We start from the raw sequence: 20050 nt of genomic DNA, 5'->3' as shown, positions 1-20050 counted from the left end.
CCAATGGGCTACTTTGATTATTCCAGAGAACCCAAAAGTGATATTGCCTTTGTCGATATGAAATCCTTTTATGCCAGCGTTGAGTGTGTGAAAAGGGGCTTGCATCCGCTGAAGACTTCACTTTGTGTCATGAGTCGCGCAGATAATTCAACTGGTCTTATCCTAGCCTCCTCTCCCATGTTTAAGAAGATTTTTGGCAAGTCCAATGTTGGTCGGGCCTATGATTTGCCTTTTGATATCAAAACGCGCAGATTTTCCTATTACAATGCTCGAAAGCAGGGGTTGCCTACCGACTCGGACTATGTTCGTTATATCGAAGATTGGGCTCAAGTGACCTTGATTGTGCCTCCTAGGATGGATGAGTACATAGCGGTCAATATGGAAATCCAGCAAATCTTTCAAAACTATGGTAGCCCAGATGATATTTATCCCTACTCTATCGATGAGGGCTTTATCGATCTGACTAGTTCGCTCAACTATTTCATCCCAGACAAGAGTCTCTCTCGAAAAGACAAGCTGGATCTGCTTTCTGCCCGTATTCAGAGGGATATTTGGAGGCAGACAGGAATTTACTCTACAGTGGGCATGTCAAATGCCAATCCTTTACTGGCCAAGTTGGCTCTGGATAATGAGGCCAAGCACACTCCGACCATGAGGGCCAACTGGTCTTACCAGGATGTGGAAGAGAAGGTCTGGTTCATTCCCAAGATGACCGACTTTTGGGGGATTGGCAGGCGGATGGAGAAACGTTTGCATGCTCTGGGGATTTTTTCCATCAAGGAATTGGCCACAAGCAATCCAGACCAGCTAAAGAAAGCTCTGGGTCAGGCTGGCTTGCGTTTGTGGTTTCATGCTAACGGAATTGATGAGAGCAATGTTCATAAGCCCTATAAAGCCAAATCCAAGGGCTTGGGGAATTCTCAAATCTTGCCGAGAGACTACGTGAAGCTACGGGATATTGAAATTATTCTCCGAGAAATGGCGGAGCAGGTAGCTATTAGACTGAGAAGGTCTGGTAAGAAAACAACCCTTGTCTCTATCTATGTCGGTTTCTCTAAACAGGAGGTTAGGTCGTCTATTCACACACAAATGAAGGTCGAACCGACCAATAATACTGCGGTCTTAACGGATTATGTTTTAAAGCTATTTCATAACAAATACACTTCTGGAGCGGTCAGAAGTGTCGGAGTTAACTATTCAGGCTTTGTAGACGAGTCCTTTGGTTTGATATCTCTCTTTGATGATGTTGATAAGTTAGAAAAAGAAGAAAGGCTCCAGACGGCCATTGACTCCATTCGGGAACAATTTGGTTTCACTTCTCTGTTAAGAGCCAATGCACTGGAAGAAGCATCTAGGAGTCTTGCTAGAAGTAAGCTGATTGGAGGACATTCTGCTGGAGGATTAGATGGATTACAATGATTGATCGTTCTTATTTACCTTTTCAATCTGCGCGAGATTATCAAGATCCAGGGATGCAGAAGTGGATGGGATTTTACCTATCAGAACACACCAGTTCGCTCAGTGAAGAAAAAAGCCGTGTTGATTTTTCGACGGATTTGACTCCAGATGAGAAGTTGCACTTGCTTTCTCAGCTTTATGTTGGCCAACTTAAGGGATGCTTTGTGGTCAAGGAAAAGAGGCAGAAGGCGACTATCATCGGTGTGGTGAGAGAGTTATCACCTCAGACTCTATCTATTAGGACAAACGAGGGATATAGGTTGATAGAGGTTGCAGATATCCTAGAAATTCGGCTGTGGGAGGAGGGAGTTTATGACTAGAAAAGAGCTGTATGAAAACAAACTGCAGATGGATTATTTTTCAGATGACTATATTCGTTTTGAAGAGGATTTTCAAAAATACTCTGCCCTGAACGTACCCTTGACTTTCTTGATTGATGACATCCTACGAACCATGGCGATGAATCAGAAAAACTACTTTGTCTTAAACAAGGAAAATGCCAAGGATGGGTGGGAGCATAGCTTTTATTTTAGGGTGGTAACGGAAAAAGCGTGTCCTAGAAATAGGACCTATGTATATGCTGGGGTTAAAAATAGTGGCCAGTAGATTTGGTAGGAGATGAACTCGTTTTTTGGTGTGCACCATTGCAGCTATCTGCGGAGGACTTGCAGAAGCTTATTATGGTCTTTCTGACGAGATTAGACAAGAAGTCCTATCTTTTTTAGATAATCGTTTACTTGACATCGTAGTGGAATTCGAAAATACCTATCCTAAATAATCATTCTATTTTATATATACCACGACATCCATATAAATTTATGGATGTTTTTTAATTTGTAAATAGAAAAAGAGAAGACCAGCCGGTCCTCTCTTTGGGGGAACTAGAATCATTGAAAAGAATGAAGTAAAGATTTTAATTAGTCTTTGAAATTCTTTTGGAAGATGAGTAGAGACAATACTGAAGTAATAGCAGCCAAGAATAAGAAGGCATTTGCTTCTTGCTCTCCAGTTTCTGGGAGTTGTTTTTCCTTGTCTTGTTTAACTGTAGTAGCAACAGGTGCTTTTTCATCTTTACTTGGTGAATCTTCTGTTACAACTGCAGGAGCTGGATTTCCAGTTTTTGCTGGTGAATCCTCTGTTACAACGGTAGGAGCTACTTTTTCAGTTTTTGTTGGTGAATCTTCTGTTACAACGGTAGGAGTTGGTTTTTCTGTTTTTCTTGGTAGCTCAGCCTCAGGAAGAGTTACTGTTGGAGGTGTATATGTTCCTACAGATCTTTGTTTAGTCCCAACTTCAATCACTCGATCTTGAGCTGGCGTTGCTTCAGTTTGGACCACCTTACGATTGCTACCATCTACTTCGACGTACTCGACAAGTAGACCATCTTTCCCTTCTGATAGAATTTGTTCCTTCCCGTTCTCTAATTGTGGATTTTCACGACGGATAGTCTTGAATGGTACTACCTTTTTAACAATTTCTAAACTTGGGAGTTGGAAGACAAGATCCTTGACTCCTTCTTCGGGGGTTGAAGTAGAAATTGGTTTGTCGGTTTCTGGTGCTAGAACTTTATCAGGATTCTCCACTGCAACTTCATTTTGTTTAGTTCCAACTTCGATGATACGATCTTGAGCTGGTGTGTTTTCTGTTTGGAGAACCTTGCGATTATTTCCATCTACTTCAACATACTCGACTATAGCGCCCTCTTTACCTTCGGATAGGACTTGTTCTTTCCCTTTATCTAATTGTGGATTTTCACGATGGATAGTCTTGAATGGTACTACCTTTTTAACAATTTCTAAACTTGGGAGTTGGAAGACAAGATCCTTGACTCCTTCTTCAGGAGTTGAAGTAGAAATTGGTTTTTCAGGTTGTTTAGGTTCAACAGGTTGTTCAGGTTCAACAGGTTGTTCAGGTTGATCTGGAGTTGGATCATCACCGGGTTTTTGGTAATTTTCATCCTTGCTAAGAATATCTTGTAAAGTAGTGACTGTTAACATCACATCTTGTACATTTACAACATCAGAATTTAGCTGTCTAGTAAGTTTATTAAGGTTAGACTTAAATGCTTGGCGTGCAGTTGCTGTATTTTTCAAACCACTTGGATCAAAGTTAGATAAGTCGTCTTTCCATTTAGAGAGAGAGCGAATAATATCTTCTTTGCTATATAGTTCTCTACCGTCTCCAAAAGTGATGAATCGGTCAACTTGGATACCAATATTTTGTGTTATGTCGTTATGGTCAGAATCAAGCTGTAAGGTTACTGCATGTAAATTTTCATCAAGTCCTTTTAAGCTGACCAAAGTTTGATCACCTTGGCGTTCAGTAGCATGTCCACTAAAGTATTTTTTACCATTCACAATTGACGAATTACCCATTCCATCTTGGTATTGGACTTCCTTACCATCAAGCAAGACTTTATAGATACCATGACCTGGGTCGACAAAACCTTTGATTTCTAGTCCTGTACCGTAAAAGTAAGCTGTTACAGCTGTCGTAGTCTTTTGATCATCTGCTAAATGATTAAATGAAGCCCAAGACTCAGTTTGTTTGTACTTATCTGGGGAATTTGTTTCATGCTTCCATCCAGGGCTATAATCCAATTGGCTAACTTGGTCATCATAACTAGTCTGGTCTTTCTTGAGTAACTCAGCATTCATTACTTGAATAGTAGAGTCTGTAGTGAAGCCGAGTAAGGCTCCATCAGATACAGAAGTGAGTTTAGCTTTGAAATCAAAGATTGCATCTTCTTGTTCTTTGAAGTCGATAGTTGGGACAGTAACTATTTTTTCTGTTTCCCCATCATTAAATGTGACATCCTTTGTAGTGTCTTGGTAGACTTTCCCGTGAACTCCTGTTCCAGGTTCAGTGATAAAGCGAACAGTGGCTAACCCTTTGCTTCCACCTACACGTTTAATCTTAACAGTGACTGGTTTTCCTTTTTCGATGTCGTAGCTAGCAGACTCTAGTTCAAACATACCTCTACTATCATTATTTAAGGAATAGATTCCTTCTGTAGCTATTGGTTCACCTGTTTTATTAACGAGAGTAATAGTATGTTCTCCTGGTTTCAAATCACCTGTTTCAAAGACTTTTTGGCTACGTTTGCGAGTACTGTTTTTAGTCTGTACATCAGCAACCTTTTGTCCGTCAACATACACGGACATTTCTCCGTGTCCTGGGTCCACTGTCGAGACTACATATGCTTTAGTTCCTGTGAAATGATAGGTTGCTTTAGCATCTTTCTGATTCGTCCACATAGAAGTGCCACGAATACCTTCAGATTCATTATTCCAAGTTGTTTCAGCTGTATCTGCTGTTGTATTTGAGTGGTATTCTAGTCCAAGAGGATAACCGTCAGTCTTTTCGATATTACTTGGTGTCTTATAGACTGAGAAGTTGTTTAAGATAGGGGTAGCCTGTGCTCCTGTGATAGTAACACGGATTTTTTGTGCTTCGATAGGTTTTCCTTGGATTAAGCGCCGGTAGCCAACTGTTGCACCTTCTCCATAAGTGACCCAGCGACCGTTGATTTCAACTTCAATCTTAAATCCAGAAATACGTTGTCCCTTAGCGATATCCTCTTTAAATTCAACGACATCAAAGCGTCTCTTTTGACCTAAATCTACTGTGAAGCTACCAGTTGTAGCATCGTTTGAGAGAGCCCAGCTGGTATCGTCTTTGCCGTCTGTAAGGTTACTTGCTTTATATAGGTGGTTTTGACGAGTAGAACTTGCTGTGACAGTCGCTCCTTTGGCGAAATCAGTTGCATACATTTGGTCTAGGGTCGCCTTGAATTCTTTCAAGCGAGCTACGTCGGCATCTGCAAATTTACCCTCTCTGTTTGGTGGAATATTGAGTAGAAGCGGGGTTCCACGACCTACAGACTTGAAGTAGATATCCATCAAGTCTTTGAGTGATTTTGGCTGTTGGTTATCATGATAGAACCAACCAGAACGGATCGAAACATCAGCTTCACCTACAGAGTACATATCGCCATCAGGGTCTCCATGGTTGAGGTATTCATTTTTTACATCTTCTGTGATGTTTGCTTTTTTAACTTTGTGCCATACAGGATCACCTGCGATACCACGTTCATTTCCGATCCAACGAATACTTGTTGGTTGTGCAGAGAAGATAGCGATATCTCCTTCAGCTTCCTTAATGTATTTGAACCATTCGTCAAAGGTGTAGGTTACTTTCTGGGCACCGCTACCACGCGCACCATCCATCCAAACTTCAATGAATTTACCTTTGTTTCCATATTTTGGATTTCCAAGAATTTCTTTTAGTTGGTTGAGATAATATTCATTGTATTCTTTTTCTGTATCAACCTTGTATTTAGGGCTATTAACATCCCATGGTGACAGATAAACCCCCATATTCATATCGTATTTAGTAGCTGATTTTGAAACTTCTTCTAAAAGGTCTCCCTTACCATCTTTCCAAGGGCTAGCAGCTACGGTATGATTTGTATATTTAGATGGGTAAATAACGAAACCGTCGTGGTGTTTCACCACCATAATGGTTCGTTTGAAACCAGTTTCTTTAAGAGTACGAATCCATTGATCAGTGTCTAAGTTCGTTGGATCAAAGTATCCTGGATCTTCATTCCCGTGTCCCCACTCAGAGTCAGTGTAGGTATTCATTCCGTAGTGGATGAAAGCAGCTAATTCTTCTTTATGATAGTCTAGTTGAGCTTTGCTTGGGAGAGGGCCGTAGTTACCGATTTCGGTTTCTTTATCTTCTGGATGGGTGACGGGCAAATCATTTGTAGTTGGATTGGAGTTATCAGAGATTGATTCATATTCAAATACGACCGAATTTACTCCTTTGTGCTGAATACTTGATTCTAATGTTGTCTTAACTGGACGATAGCCAGCGATTTCTTTTGCATGGAAAGTGTTGACAAAAGAAACATCGTATTCCATTCCATTATTGTTGTCTGCAGTTGCTTCTGTTAGATCTTTTTCGGATCCTTTCAAGCGATAGTGAATTTCGAAAGAACCTTTATTCACTTTATAAACCACCTTGATGACACGTGTACCAGCAGGAACTTTGCTTACAACACTGTGGTCCTCAGTCCAGGTATCTTTTAGTTGTTTGTTGACTTTGACACCATCAATTGATACGATTTCGTATTTTTCTTTATTTTTCTCATAGAAATCAGTTTTTTCAATTTCTTTTTTGAAATCGTAAGTAAATGGGGAGTCAACCGTTGTTGATTCGATAAATTTGTCGTTTTCTTTGACAAGATTACCTTCTTCGTCTTTGTGCTGGACAAGAACGCTACCGTACTCTACCCCTTTAGTTAAAGTAGCAACTCCATTTTCATTGAAAGAATATTCATTGTTACCAATTACAGCTTTTTCATTACGAAGCATATGACCTTCATTAGTGAAATAGTAACGATTTCCATTATCTCCTTGGTACCAGCCCTTGACCCCATATTGGGCAATCATATCTTTAACCCATTTAAGTTGCTCAGGTGAAAGAACGAGTCCACCACCAAATCGGTCTTTTTCAGGGACTCCATTGTCAACTGTTCCGTGTTGGTGAATACCGATAACTTTTCCTTGGCTATCCAAAATACCGCCTCCAGATAAACCAGATACAGAAGTAGTTTGGTAGGTGATTCCAGTAGCTCCTTGCTCATTATAGGCTTCAACAGAGCGAATAGTACCATCCGCTTTATAAAGTTGACCAGCTACTATTGGTTGTTTGAGTTCTTTTGAGCTAGAATCTGTTGGATACCCAATCGTACTAATAGCTTCTCCGGGCTGATAGGTTTTATGATCAGCTAAAGGTGCAAAGGTTGCAGATTTATTTGGACTGGCAATTGGAAGAGGGACAGGAGTTGTTACTAAAGCAAGATCGTTCTTGTATCCTTGTCCGAAGTCTTTTTTATTCCAGAAATGGATATCTTTTTCTTCGAATAAAACAGTTGTTCCAGAAGATGGGAGAGAGTTTTTCTTCTCGCTATTTGATCCAACATTATAGTAGAATTGTGCGGAATTTCCACCTCGAATCTGCCCTTCTCTAGTTTCCTTGTTTTCTTCTAAGAAATTATGAGCAACTGTAAGAATTAGATTAGGTGCAACAAAAATACCAGAGCCTGAAACGATATAGCGTTGAGAGTCCCCATTATATGTAGTGTAAATCATACTAGCAGCAGTAGCGGGTTGACCATCATAGTTGATGTGTTTAAGATCTTCCCCGCCATTAATGATGGCACGATTTTCATTTCCAACTTCTTCTTTAGTTTCTTCCTTTTTTTTCAAAATGCTCTTAGTTGCAACTTGAGGACTGTCCTTCTTTTCAACAATTGCGGATGTATTTAATTTTTTTACAGGTGTATCGGGATAAGCCTGATCATTGATTTCCTCAGGAAGTAAGTCGGCAGTGGGAGTATTTGGTACAGATGGTTCTTCTACTGGTTTCGCCGTATTCTCTTCCTTTTCCAATCCTTGAGGTGTAGAGATTAGAGGGCTTTCATTCTTGATTTCAGGTTTTGGAGTCTCAGCCTCTGCGAGTTTTTCCACGTTTGGTTGAGAAGTTGGACTTTCAATTTTTGCTTCGTCGGCTAGTGCGGTTCCAGAAGCAAAAAAAGCGAGTCCAACCATAACCGAAGCAACTCCAACGGTTAATTTTCTGATGCTAAAAGTTTGCCCTTTTTCAAAAAGGTATCGATTCATAATGTACTCCTAGTTTTTATAAAGACAGTCAGCTACTGTCTGAGCCCAAGTCTTACTTGGTATCGATCTTATTCAACAAAAAAACTTCTAGTTTCTGGTTTCTTCCCACCTCATCTCTTGGATATAAAACGCTTACATTTTTGAAGAAAAAAATTTAAATCTTCTGTTCCGAATATAACATAAATAATTCTATATTATAAACACATGGTAAATATACTAGATTATCAGGAGAAATGCAATAGAGAAAGTAAACCTAATTTAAAGAAATTCTTTCACTTTTTAAAGAAAAAATACATCCTTTCAAGAATTAAACTGAATGAAAGAATGTATTCAAAAAAATCAGAGTAATTTTTGTATGGCCTCTTCAATTTGTTTTGGGTCTGTTTTTGAAGAGAAGCGTTCAAAAACCTGCCCATCACGACCGATGAGAAACTTAGCGAAATTCCATTCGACTCGTTTTCCCAGCGGGCCAGATTTCTGGTCTTTCAACCAAACATAGAGGGGATCTGCCTCCTTACCGTTGACCTTGATCTTGGCAAAACGTGGGAAGGTGGTCTGATAATGTAGGCTACAGAAGCTGTTGATTTCCTCTGCGCTGCCTGGTGCTTGTCCCATAAACTGATTGCAAGGGAAGTCTAAAATCTCAAAACCTTGTTCTTGATAGCGATCATAGAGTTCTTGAAGTCCTTGGTACTGGGGCGTTAAACCACATCCAGTAGCAGTGTTGACAATCAAAAGAACCTTACCACGATAGGCATCTAGTGGAGTTTCTTGCTTGTCTTGGTTCAAGACTGAAAAATCGTATAGTGAAGTCATTGATTGCTTTTCTCCTTCTGTTTGGTATTTTTAGGAGTTTTCTCCTCCTGTAGTGATAGAAATCCGTAGGTCAGGGTTCCAAAAATGCTACCGATAATGAGGCCATACATCAGGAAAGGACCACTTTTATCGAATTGCATGAGCAACTTTCCAAAATCTGAAAGGGACATCTGCTGAACGAAGACTTTATGAAAGATGAGTAAGGTAAATAAGCCAATCTGAATACCGATAAACACAATCCAGCTTCGGAATTTGATTTGGGCTTTGCTGTAGGTTTTGAGAATGATTTCTGATTTGTCATCCTTTTCAAGATGAAGCTCTTGGACGGCTTTTTGAGCTTTTATACTCATGAACAAAATGAGTCCAAAATAGATGTAGGGCATAACATTTCGAACAATTTCTATAAAGCTTCCGAACAAAATATAGAATAGGAAGAGAATGAAGGAAGAGTAAAAGATTTGGATCATGGAACGGGCGCAAGCCTTGTAGATAACCTCTTGACGGCATTCATCAAAAGGCCCTTGGATATGAAAGAAATTTCGAAGTAGGCGAGTTGTTAAGTCTTCTTTTTTCATGCTAGTAACCTCCTAAATGAACGATGTTATTTTGTTTCTTTTACGAATTGATAGAGATAATAAAGATAAGTAATAGAAGAAAGGCTAGCGATAGTCAGCAGTAAATAATATTTCCAATCGCTTGATATGAGCATCAGTTGTGGAAAAGATAGAATCATAAAGTATAGTGCTAAGTTAAGTGTGCGCGTTTTTGGGGAGTCAATCTTTAGATAAGTCAGTACTTTGTTAAGTGCTAGAATAAAGACTAGCACGAGGAATGTCTCGTCGATTGGCAAGTTCCCTGAAACGATGATGAAGATGAGCAGTGAAGCAAATAAAAGATGATAGGTAAGTAAAGTTACTAGTGATTTCATAGGGCACCTCCTAATCCTCATCTTGCTCTTTTTTAGTTTTTGCAATGCGACGGGAGATGAGGAACTGTATGCTCGCTCCGAAGAAAATAGAACCGAGAATGCTTGATACACCATTTCTTATAGTGAGAAGAGACTGAAAATAGTCCTGACCTTCACCTATGAGTATACCGAGAAGAGGAGTTATAAAAAACATCCATAGACCAAAGAACAAACCTGCTTTAAGACCTGGGTAGTGTAGTTGCTTACTTTCTTTCTCGCTCAGCATATCTGGTTCAATAGTTGTAATCCCTGTTTTTTGCATTTGATAGGTGAGATATCCAGCAGCGATGAGGGCAATCACTAAAATTAGAGGAGGATAGACTAGAGCCACTAGCTGAGGGTATTTATAGACCAGAAGGAGTGGAATAAGATTTCCGAAAATCATCAGATAAAAGAGGATGATAAAGACTTGGTTCCCAATACGATCGATCTCACGCAGTTTGTATTCGTCAAGGGGACCAGAAATACCGTATGTGCGTTTGATGAGTTTTTCAGTGAAGGTTTCTTTTTTCATGAGTTTGCTCCTTTTTTAAAAATTATCCTCCCAAAAGAGACTGTTTAGGTCAGTTTGGAGGCTGCGGGCGAGATTGAGACAGAGTTCCAGGGTTGGATTGTACTTGTCGTTTTCAATCATATTGATGGTCTGTCTCGAGACACCGATATCCTTGGCTAGCTCGAGCTGGGAAATGCCCAGTTCCTTGCGAAATTCTTTCACACGATTCATCTGGACTCCTTTCTGATTTGTGTCGCATATATTTGACTATATTATATTCTTCTATGAAATAGATGTCAAGCATATTTGACATATTTCTTAAAGAAATCTTACTTGTTTTTGGTCTATTTGTCTGACTAGTGCAAGCTAGTCAGATTTGTGGTAAAATAGATAAGATATGACAAAAGAATTTCATCATGTAACGGTCTTACTCCACGAAACGATTGATATGCTCGACGTAAAGCCTGACGGTATCTACGTTGATGCGACTTTGGGTGGAGCGGGCCATAGCGAATATTTATTAAGTAAATTAAGTGAAAAAGGCCATCTCTATGCCTTTGACCAGGACCAGAATGCCATTAACAATGCGCAAAAACGTTTGGCACCCTATATCGAAAAAGGGATGGTGACTTTTATAAAGGATAACTTCCGTCATTTACAGGCACGTTTGCGCGAAGCTGGTGTTCAGGAAATTGATGGAATTTGTTATGATTTGGGAGTGTCTAGTCCTCAACTGGATCAGCGTGAGCGTGGTTTTTCTTATAAAAAGGATGCACCACTGGACATGCGCATGAATCAGGAAGCGAGTCTGACAGCCTATGAAGTGGTGAACCACTATGACTATCATGACTTGGTTCGTATTTTCTTCAAATATGGCGAGGACAAATTCTCTAAACAGATTGCGCGTAAGATTGAACAAGCGCGTGAAGTCAAACCAATCGAGACAACGACTGAGTTGGCAGAGATTATCAAGTCGGCTAAACCTGCCAAGGAGCTCAAGAAGAAGGGCCATCCTGCCAAGCAGATCTTCCAGGCTATTCGAATTGAAGTCAATGATGAACTGGGAGCAGCAGATGAATCTATCCAGCAGGCTATGGAGATCTTGGCTCTAGATGGTAGAATTTCAGTGATTACCTTTCATTCCTTAGAAGACCGCTTGACCAAGCAATTGTTCAAGGAAGCTTCAACAGTGGAAGTTCCAAAAGGTTTACCCTTCATCCCAGATGATCTCAAGCCCAAGATGGAATTGGTATCCCGTAAGCCAATCTTGCCAAGTGCAGAAGAATTAGAAGCCAATAACCGCTCGCACTCAGCCAAGTTGCGCGTGGCCAGAAAAATTCACAAGTAAGAGGAAAAAATGGTAGATAAGAAAGAAACAACCAGTCAATTCTTGCAGAATCGTATAAAAAAATTCTCACGTGTGGAGAAGGCTTTTTATCTTTCCATCGCTTTTACGGCTCTCGTTTTAGCAGTGAGTATCATCTTTATGCAGACACGACTCTTGCAAGTGCAAAGTGATTTGACAAAAATCAATGCACAGATAGAGGAGAAGAAGACAGAGCTGGATGATGCTAAGCAGGAAGTGAATGAATTGATTCGTTCAGAGCGCTTGAAAGAAATTGCAGATAAAAAAGATTTGAAATTGAATAATGAAAATATCCGAACAGCGGAGTAAGATATGAAATGGACAGAAAAAATAACCCGATTTGCGATAAAAAATCGTAAATCTCCAGCAAAAAACCGTAGGATAGTTGGTAAGTACCTCAGCTTTGTAGCTGTTACCCTTTTCGCCCTCTTTTTGGCTAATTTTGCGTATATTATCGCAAAAGGTAATATATTTGGTACTGACTTGGTAAAAGAAGCTAAAAAGGTTCACCAAACAACTCGAACAGTACCTGCCAAACGCGGAACTATCTATGACCGAAATGGAGTGCCTATCGCTGAAGATGCGACCTCTTATAACGTCTATGCTGTTATTGATAAAAAATACAAGTCAGCAACGGGTAAAATTCTTTATGTAGAGGATTCGCAGTTTAATAAGGTAGCTGAAGTCTTCCATAAGTATTTGGATATGGATGAAGCTTATGTGAAAGAGCAATTAGCTCAACCAAATCTAACTCAAGTTTCCTTTGGTGCAAAAGGAAATGGGATTACCTATGCCAATATGATGGCGATTAAAAAAGACTTGAAAGATGCTAGTGTGGAAGGGATCGACTTCACAACTAGCCCTAACAGAAGCTACCCAAATGGCCAATTTGCTTCTAGTTTTATTGGTTTAGCCCAACTCCATGAAAATGAGGACGGCAGTAAGAGTTTATTAGGAACCTCTGGTCTAGAGAGTTCGTTAAATACCATTCTTGCGGGGACAGACGGTATTATTACCTATGAAAAAGACCGTGTAGGGAATATCGTACCAGGTACAGAACAGGTGTCGCAACAAACTGTGGATGGCAAGGATGTTTATACAACATTGTCTAGCCCTCTCCAATCTTTCATGGAAACTCAGATGGATGCCTTTCTAGAAAAAGTAAAAGGTAAGTATATGACCGCGACCTTGGTCAGTGCAAAGACCGGTGAAATCCTTGCTACCACCCAACGACCTACCTTTAATGCAGATACTAAGGATGGTATCACCAAAGACTTTGTTTGGCGTGATATTCTTTATCAAAGTAACTACGAACCAGGATCAGCCATGAAGGTCATGACGCTAGCAGCATCTATTGATAATAATACTTTCCCAGGTGGAGAATACTTCAATAGCAGCGAATTAAAAATAGCGGATGCGACGATTCGAGATTGGGATGTTAATGATGGTTTGACTACTGGTGGGATGATGACTTTCTCACAAGGTTTCGCTCACTCCAGTAATGTTGGAATGAGTCTACTTGAACAAAAAATGGGAGATACTACTTGGTTGGATTATCTAAACCGCTTTAAGTTTGGGGTGCCGACGCGTTTTGGTCTGACTGATGAGTATTCAGGTCAATTGCCTGCAGATAATATTGTTAATATTGCCATGAGTGCATTTGGTCAGGGGATTTCTGTAACGCAGACCCAGATGCTACGTGCTTTTACAGCCATTGCCAACGATGGCGTCATGCTAGAGCCTAAATTTATTACGGCCTTGTATGATCCAAATGATCAAACCGTTCGTAGATCTCAAAAAGAGATTGTAGGAAATCCCGTTTCGAAAGATGCAGCTAGCCAAACTCGGGCTCACATGGTCTTGGTAGGAACGGATCCTAGATATGGAACTATGTATAATCATAGTACAGGAAAAGCAACTGTCAATGTTCCAGGTCAAAATGTAGCCCTCAAGTCTGGTACGGCCCAAATCGCTGACGAGAAAAATGGAGGCTACTTAGTTGGTTCTACCAACTACATTTTCTCAGTTGTGGCTATGAACCCTGCTGAAAATCCAGATTTTATCTTGTATGTAACGGTTCAACAGCCTGAACATTATTCAGGTATCCAGTTGGGGGAATTTGCCAACCCAATTCTTGAAAGAGCCTCAGCTATGAAAGAATCTCTCAATCTTCAATCTCCTGCTAAGAATTTAGATCAAGTGACGACAGAGTCTTCTTATGCAATGCCTAGCATCAAGGATATTTCACCTGGTGATTTGGCAGAAGCCTTACGTCGCAATATTGTGCAACCAATCGTTGTGGGTACTGGAACAAAGATTAAAGAGACTTCTGTAGAAGAGGGAAAAAATCTAGCACCTAACCAACAAGTTCTCCTTTTATCTGATAAGGTAGAAGAAATTCCAGACATGTATGGCTGGAAAAAGGAGACTGCTGAGACCTTTGCCAAATGGTTGGATATTGAACTGGAATTTGAAGGTTCGGGTTCCGTTGTTCAGAAGCAGGATGTTCGGACTAATACAGCTATCAAAAACATCAAAAAAATTAAATTAACTTTAGGAGACTAATATGTTTATTTCCATCAGTGCTGGAATTGTGACATTTTTACTAACTTTGGTAGGAATTCCGGCCTTTATCCAATTTTATCGAAAGGCGCAAATTACAGGTCAGCAGATGCATGAGGACGTCAAACAGCACCAGGCAAAAGCTGGGACTCCTACAATGGGAGGTTTGGTTTTCTTAATTGCTTCTGTTTTGGTTGCCTTCTTTCTTGCCTTATTTAGTAACCAACTCAGCAATAATGTGGGAATGATTTTGTTCATCTTGGTTCTTTATGGTTTAATCGGATTTTTAGATGACTTCCTCAAGGTCTTCCGTAAAATCAATGAGGGCCTTAATCCCAAACAGAAATTGGCTCTTCAGCTTCTAGGTGGTGTCATTTTCTACCTTTTCTATGAGCGCGGTGGCGATATGCTTTCAGTCTTTGGCTACCAAGTGCATCTAGGGATTTTCTATATTGTCTTCGCCCTTTTCTGGCTAGTTGGTTTTTCAAACGCAGTCAACTTGACAGACGGAATTGATGGTCTGGCTAGTATTTCAGTCGTGATTAGTTTGTCTGCCTATGGAGTTCTTGCCTATGTGCAAGGTCAGATGGATATTCTTCTGGTGATTCTAGCCATGATTGGTGGTTTGCTCGGCTTCTTCGTCTTTAACCATAAGCCTGCCAAGGTCTTTATGGGAGATGTGGGAAGTTTGGCTTTAGGTGGAATGTTGGCAGCTATCTCTATGGCCCTCCACCAAGAATGGACTCTCTTGATTATCGGAATCGTTTATGTCTTTGAAACAACTTCGGTCATGATGCAAGTCAGCTATTTCAAACTGACTGGTGGCAAACGTATTTTCCGTATGACGCCTGTGCATCACCATTTTGAGCTTGGAGGATTGTCTGGTAAAGGAAATCCTTGGAGCGAGTGGAAAGTTGACTTCTTCTTTTGGGGAGTGGGACTTCTAGCAAGTCTCCTGACCCTAGCAATTTTATATTTGATGTAAGAATGGCACCCTGATGTTTCAGGGTGTTTTCGCTTTTTAAAAAATATTGGTCAATTAAAGTCAAATCTCTTGACCTTTTTTGACTAATGTAGTATATTATGAACGTAAGGTAAATGAAAGCCTTACGTGAACACTTATTCTCAATGAAAATCAAAGAGCAAACTAGGAAGCTAGTCGCAGGTTGCTCAAAACACTATTTTGAGGTTGCGGATAGAGCTGACGTGGTTTGAAGAGATTTTCGAAGAGTACCATTTAAAGTAAAATAGAAAGAGGTGGGGTCTATGTTTAATCTAGAAATCTTTAGAAGTAAAGATAGTCTACTCCTGTTTGAAAAAGAAAAACCAGAAATAGTACGTAGAGTAGCAATCTAGCTAGTCTAAATTTTTTAAAACAAAGGTCAAAGATAGTCAATATCAGTAATAATAAATAACAAAAAGAGGTAAAGAATATGAATAACAACTTTAATAATTTTAACAACATGGATGATTTATTTAACCAATTGATGGGTGGTATGCGAGGATATAGTTCTGAAAATCGCCGTTACTTGATTAATGGACGTGAAGTGACACCTGAGGAATTTACTCACTATCGTGCAACTGGTCAATTGCTAGGAAATGCAGAAGCTGATGGACAAATGCCACAACATACGTCAGGTATGAAACAAGATGGTGTACTTGCTAAACTGGGTCGAAACTTGACAGCAGAAGCGCGTGAGGGCAAGCTGGATCCTGTTATCGGACGAAACAAGGAAATTCAAGAGACATCTGAAATCCTCTCACGCCGTACTAAGAATAATCCTGTTTTGGTTGGAGATGCAGGTGTTGGTAAGACAGCAGTTGTCGAAGGCTTGGCACAAGCCATTGTGAACGGCGATGTTCCAGCTGCCATTAAGAACAAGGAAATTATCTCCATTGATATCTCTGGTCTTGAGGCTGGTACTCAATACCGTGGTAGTTTTGAAGAAAACGTTCAAAACTTAGTCAATGAAGTGAAAGAAGCGGGAAATATCATTCTCTTCTTTGATGAAATTCATCAAATTCTCGGTGCTGGTAGCACTGGTGGAGACAGTGGTTCTAAAGGGCTTGCAGACATTCTCAAGCCAGCCCTCTCTCGTGGAGAATTGACAGTGATTGGGGCAACGACTCAAGACGAATATCGTAACACTATTTTGAAGAATGCAGCTCTTGCTCGTCGTTTTAACGAAGTCAAGGTTAATGCTCCTTCAGCAGAGGATACATATAAAATTCTTCAAGGAATTCGTGATCTCTATCAACAACACCACAATGTCATCTTGCCAGATGAAGTCTTGAAAGCAGCGGTGGATTACTCTGTTCAGTATATTCCTCAACGTAGCTTGCCAGATAAGGCTATCGACCTTGTCGATGTAACGGCGGCTCACTTGGCAGCTCAGCATCCAGTGACAGATGTTCATGCTGTTGAACGTGAAATAGAGGTAGAAAAAGACAAGCAAGAAAAAGCAGTTGAGGCGGAAGATTTTGAAGCAGCTCTAAACTATAAAACACGCATTGCAGAATTGGAAAAGAAAATCGAAAACCATACAGAAGATATGAAAGTGACTGCAAGTGTCAACGATGTGGCTGAATCTGTAGAACGTATGACGGGTATTCCAGTATCTCAAATGGGGGCTACGGACATCGAACGTTTGAAAGATATGGGTCATCGTTTGCAGACGAAAGTTATTGGTCAAGATAAGGCCGTTGAAGCAGTAGCAAAAGCTATCCGTCGTAACCGTGCTGGTTTTGATGAAGGTAACCGTCCAATCGGTAGCTTCCTCTTTGTAGGTCCTACTGGTGTTGGTAAGACTGAGTTGGCTAAACAATTGGCTCTTGATATGTTCGGAACGAAAGATGCTATCATCCGTTTGGACATGTCAGAATACAGCGACCGCACAGCCGTATCTAAATTGATTGGTACAACTGCAGGTTATGTTGGTTACGATGACAACAACAATACCTTGACAGAACGCGTCCGTCGCAATCCATACTCAATCGTCCTTCTCGACGAAATTGAAAAGGCTGACCCTCAAGTCATCACCCTTCTCCTTCAAGTTTTGGACGATGGTCGTTTGACAGATGGTCAAGGTAACACTGTCAACTTCAAGAATACGGTGATTATCGCAACTTCAAACGCAGGCTTTGGTTACGAAGCTAACTTGACAGAAGATGCTGATAAACCAGAATTGATGGATCGTTTGAAACCTTACTTCCGTCCAGAATTCCTTAACCGTTTCAATGCTGTCATCGAATTCTCACACTTGAGCAAAGAAGATCTTTCTAAGATTGTAGACCTTATGTTGGTTGAAGTTAACAAGACGCTTTCTAAGAAAGACATTGACTTGGCAGTGAGCGAAGCTGCTAAAGAATACATGACTGAGGAAGGCTACGATGAAGTCATGGGTGTTCGTCCACTCCGTCGTGTGGTTGAACAACAAATCCGTGACAAAGTCACAGACTTCCACTTGGATAACCTTGATGCTAAACACCTAGAAGCTGACATGGAAGATGGTGTTTTGGTCATTCGTGAAAAAGCCTAAGACAGAATTTTGAGCATAAAAAAGAAGGAGCCAGCTGAAAAACTGGTTCCTTTTTTGTGTTTAGATGACATGGCGTTCAAAGGCATCATCTGAAATCCCTTGTTCCAAGATGAGTTTAGCCCATTCTTTAGCAGAGAAGAGGCTGTGATCCTTGTAGTTGCCGCAAGATTCGATGGTTGTTCCAGGGACGTCTTCCCAAGTAGTAGTCTCAGCGATTTCCTTGAGCGAATCCTTTATAACAGCTGCGATTTCAGCGCTGGTATGGCGCCCCCACATAATCATGTGGAAGCCTGTGCGGCAACCAAAAGGTGAACAGTCAATCATGCCGTCGATGCGGGTACGGATGAGTTTGGCCAAGAGGTGCTCGATAGTGTGAAGGCCAGCAGTAGGGATAGAGTCTTCGTTTGGTTGCACCAAGCGAATATCATAATTGGAGATGATGTCTCCTTTTGGCCCTATTTCTTCCCCAATCAAGCGAACATAGGGTGCTTTAACAATGGTGTGGTCAAGTTCAAAACTTTCAACAATAACTTCTTTTGACATGGTAAATCCTTTCAGTTTTCTAATTTCATTATAACATAAAGCCAGCTCTTGAGACAGAGAGAAAACCTCTCCGAGGGTGGAGAGGTTGAAATCTTTATTTACGATACAAGCGGTCGTATTGGTAGTAAGGGTCAAAGGTTACATTGATACCTAGTTTACGAAGGACATTCTTGTCTTCATCAGTTAAGATGATGGTTGAGTGGGCTTCGCTTCCTTTGAGGTTGCCAAGTTCTTCCATAGCACGAGCAGCATCAGGATTTTCTGTAGCTGTGATAGCAAGTGCAATCAAAATTTCATTTGAATGCAGGCGTGGATTGCGACTTCCAAGGTGATCAATTTTAAGACCTTGAATCGGTTTGACAACTTCAGGTTCGATTAGTTTCACTTCTTTAGCAATATCAGCTGATTTCTTGATGGCGTTGATCAATGCAGCGGCTGTAGGACCAAAGAGTTCTGAGTTCTTACCAGTGACAATTTCCCCATTTGGCAATTCAAGGGCTAGGGCTGGTCCACCAGTTTCTCCTGCTTTTTGACGGGCTACAACTGCAACCTTACGGTCTGCTGGTGTGATACCGAGGTCGTTCATGAGCAACTCAATTTTCTTGACAGCTGCTTCGCCAACTTTTTCAGCTTTGAAATCAAGAACAGTTTGATAGTAGCGGCGGATGATTTCTTGTTTAGAAGCTTCGACAGCAGCTTCATCATCTGTAACAGCGAAACCAACCATGTTGACACCCATATCTGTCGGAGAAGCGTATGGAGATTTACCAAGGATACGTTCTAACATGCGCTTGAGCACTGGGAAGATTTCGATATCACGGTTATAGTTGACAGTAGTTTCTCCATAGGTTTGGAGATGGAAGGGGTCAATCATGTTGACATCATCAAGGTCAGCTGTGGCAGCTTCGTAGGCCAAGTTGACTGGGTGATGAAGGGGAAGATTCCAAACTGGGAAGGTTTCAAATTTAGCGTAGCCAGACTTGATGCCATTGATTTGGTCGTGGTACATATTGGACATACAGGTTGCCAATTTTCCAGAACCAGGTCCAGGAGCGGTTACGACGATCAAGTTACGACTGGTTTTGATGTAGTCATTTTTCCCCATACCTTCTAGAGAAATGATGTGATCCATATCTGTTGGATATCCTTTGATTGGATAATGAAGATAAGAATCAATTCCGTTTTTCTCGAGTTGATTGCGGAAGGCATCTGCAGCGGGTTGGCCAGCGTACTGTGTGATGACTACTGAGCCAACAAAAATTCCCAATTCATTGAATTTATCAATCAGACGAAGAACTTCCTGGTCATAAGAAATGCCCAAGTCACCACGTGCCTTGGAATGTTCGATGTTGCTAGCGTTAATGGCAATCACAACCTCAACCTGCTCTTTCAATTCTTGCAAGAGTTTGATTTTATTGTCAGGCTCATAACCAGGAAGAACACGAGCAGCGTGGAAATCTTCTAACATTTTGCCACCAAACTCCAAGTAGAGCTTGCCGTCAAATTGGTTAATGCGCTCCAAAATGTGGTCGCGCTGTAGATTCAAATATTGTTCAGAACTAAAAGCTTGTTTTTTCATTTTTTTACCTCTGACCTCTATTATAATAAAAAATT

17 protein-coding genes are annotated in these 20050 nt (G+C 40.7%); 9 read left to right on the top strand and 8 right to left on the bottom strand.

All coding sequences use genetic code 11. From position 1 onward, the window contains the following. The first annotated feature begins 3 nt into the window (after positions 1–3). Genes N8L39_RS04085 through N8L39_RS04070 form a run of 4 tightly spaced genes read left to right on the top strand, consistent with a single transcriptional unit; the run spans position 4 to position 2236 of the window. Positions 4–1419: a Y-family DNA polymerase gene (locus N8L39_RS04085; RefSeq protein WP_261010221.1), complete on the top strand. Its 1416-nt coding sequence runs from the start codon at positions 4–6 to the stop codon at positions 1417–1419. Then, the gene (locus N8L39_RS04080) at positions 1416–1778 is read left to right on the top strand and encodes a hypothetical protein (RefSeq protein WP_261010222.1); all 363 of its coding nucleotides are present in this window, start codon (positions 1416–1418) and stop codon (positions 1776–1778) included. Before N8L39_RS04085 ends, N8L39_RS04080 begins: the two co-directional genes overlap by 4 nt. After that, positions 1771–2064 (top strand): DUF5960 family protein, encoded by a 294-nt coding sequence (locus N8L39_RS04075; protein WP_261010223.1) that lies wholly within the window; start codon positions 1771–1773, stop codon positions 2062–2064. Before N8L39_RS04080 ends, N8L39_RS04075 begins: the two co-directional genes overlap by 8 nt. 28 nt (positions 2065–2092) lie before the next feature. After that, positions 2093–2236 carry an ADP-ribosylation/crystallin J1 gene (locus N8L39_RS04070; protein WP_261010291.1) on the top strand — a complete coding sequence of 48 codons (144 nt, stop codon included), beginning with the start codon at positions 2093–2095 and terminating at the stop codon, positions 2234–2236. A 139-nt stretch (positions 2237–2375) separates the two neighbouring features. On the opposite strand, the gene N8L39_RS04065 is transcribed toward N8L39_RS04070, so the two are convergent. From N8L39_RS04065 to N8L39_RS04040, 6 genes are all read right to left on the bottom strand, one after another. Further along, positions 2376–8150 carry an alpha-L-fucosidase gene (locus tag N8L39_RS04065; protein ID WP_261010224.1) on the bottom strand — a complete coding sequence of 1925 codons (5775 nt, stop codon included), beginning with the start codon at positions 8148–8150 and terminating at the stop codon, positions 2376–2378. 339 nt (positions 8151–8489) lie between these two features. Continuing rightward, entirely contained in the window at positions 8490–8966 is a 477-nt protein-coding gene (locus tag N8L39_RS04060; protein WP_261010225.1) for a glutathione peroxidase, read from the bottom strand. Next, a complete protein-coding gene (locus tag N8L39_RS04055) occupies positions 8963–9541 on the bottom strand; it encodes a DUF3278 domain-containing protein (protein ID WP_261010226.1) in 579 nt (192 codons plus the stop codon). The genes N8L39_RS04060 and N8L39_RS04055 overlap by 4 nt, the downstream gene beginning before the upstream one ends. A gap of 26 nt (positions 9542–9567) precedes the next feature. Continuing rightward, positions 9568–9894 carry a hypothetical protein gene (locus tag N8L39_RS04050; RefSeq protein WP_261010227.1) on the bottom strand — a complete coding sequence of 109 codons (327 nt, stop codon included), beginning with the start codon at positions 9892–9894 and terminating at the stop codon, positions 9568–9570. 10 nt (positions 9895–9904) lie between these two features. Then, a complete protein-coding gene (locus N8L39_RS04045; RefSeq protein ID WP_261010228.1) occupies positions 9905–10447 on the bottom strand; it encodes a DUF3278 domain-containing protein in 543 nt (180 codons plus the stop codon). Positions 10448–10462: 15 nt separating this feature from the next. Then, a complete protein-coding gene (locus N8L39_RS04040; protein ID WP_001082471.1) occupies positions 10463–10657 on the bottom strand; it encodes a helix-turn-helix transcriptional regulator in 195 nt (64 codons plus the stop codon). A 166-nt stretch (positions 10658–10823) separates the two neighbouring features. Here N8L39_RS04040 and rsmH point away from each other — a divergent pair, with 166 nt between their 5' ends. The 5 genes from rsmH (at position 10824) to N8L39_RS04015 (ending at position 17893) form a co-directional block, all read left to right on the top strand. Beyond that, positions 10824–11774: a 16S rRNA (cytosine(1402)-N(4))-methyltransferase RsmH gene (gene rsmH / locus N8L39_RS04035; RefSeq protein WP_261010229.1), complete on the top strand. Its 951-nt coding sequence runs from the start codon at positions 10824–10826 to the stop codon at positions 11772–11774. 9 nt (positions 11775–11783) lie between these two features. Continuing rightward, positions 11784–12101 (top strand): cell division protein FtsL, encoded by a 318-nt coding sequence (gene ftsL, locus N8L39_RS04030; RefSeq protein WP_000227824.1) that lies wholly within the window; start codon positions 11784–11786, stop codon positions 12099–12101. Between the two features lie 3 nt (positions 12102–12104). Next, positions 12105–14357, top strand: a complete 2253-nt coding sequence (pbp2x, locus tag N8L39_RS04025) for a penicillin-binding protein PBP2X (RefSeq protein WP_261010230.1) — start codon at positions 12105–12107, stop codon at positions 14355–14357. Between the two features lies 1 nt (position 14358). Next, positions 14359–15339 carry a phospho-N-acetylmuramoyl-pentapeptide-transferase gene (gene mraY / locus N8L39_RS04020; protein WP_261010231.1) on the top strand — a complete coding sequence of 327 codons (981 nt, stop codon included), beginning with the start codon at positions 14359–14361 and terminating at the stop codon, positions 15337–15339. Between the two features lie 448 nt (positions 15340–15787). Continuing rightward, a complete protein-coding gene (locus N8L39_RS04015; protein WP_261010232.1) occupies positions 15788–17893 on the top strand; it encodes an ATP-dependent Clp protease ATP-binding subunit in 2106 nt (701 codons plus the stop codon). A gap of 60 nt (positions 17894–17953) precedes the next feature. On the opposite strand, the gene N8L39_RS04010 is transcribed toward N8L39_RS04015, so the two are convergent. Next, complete coding sequence (locus N8L39_RS04010; RefSeq protein WP_050389404.1) at positions 17954–18436, bottom strand: S-ribosylhomocysteine lyase; 483 nt, start codon at positions 18434–18436, stop codon at positions 17954–17956. Between the two features lie 94 nt (positions 18437–18530). Next, positions 18531–20015, bottom strand: a complete 1485-nt coding sequence (locus N8L39_RS04005) for a DUF1846 domain-containing protein (protein WP_261010233.1) — start codon at positions 20013–20015, stop codon at positions 18531–18533. Positions 20016–20050 lie beyond the last annotated feature (35 nt).

The organism is Streptococcus mitis, from assembly GCF_946190285.1.
Lineage (GTDB): Bacteria > Bacillota > Bacilli > Lactobacillales > Streptococcaceae > Streptococcus > Streptococcus mitis_CP.
The sequence above is the reverse complement of the archived record's forward strand: the minus strand, read 5'-3'. Positions and strand labels throughout refer to the sequence as shown.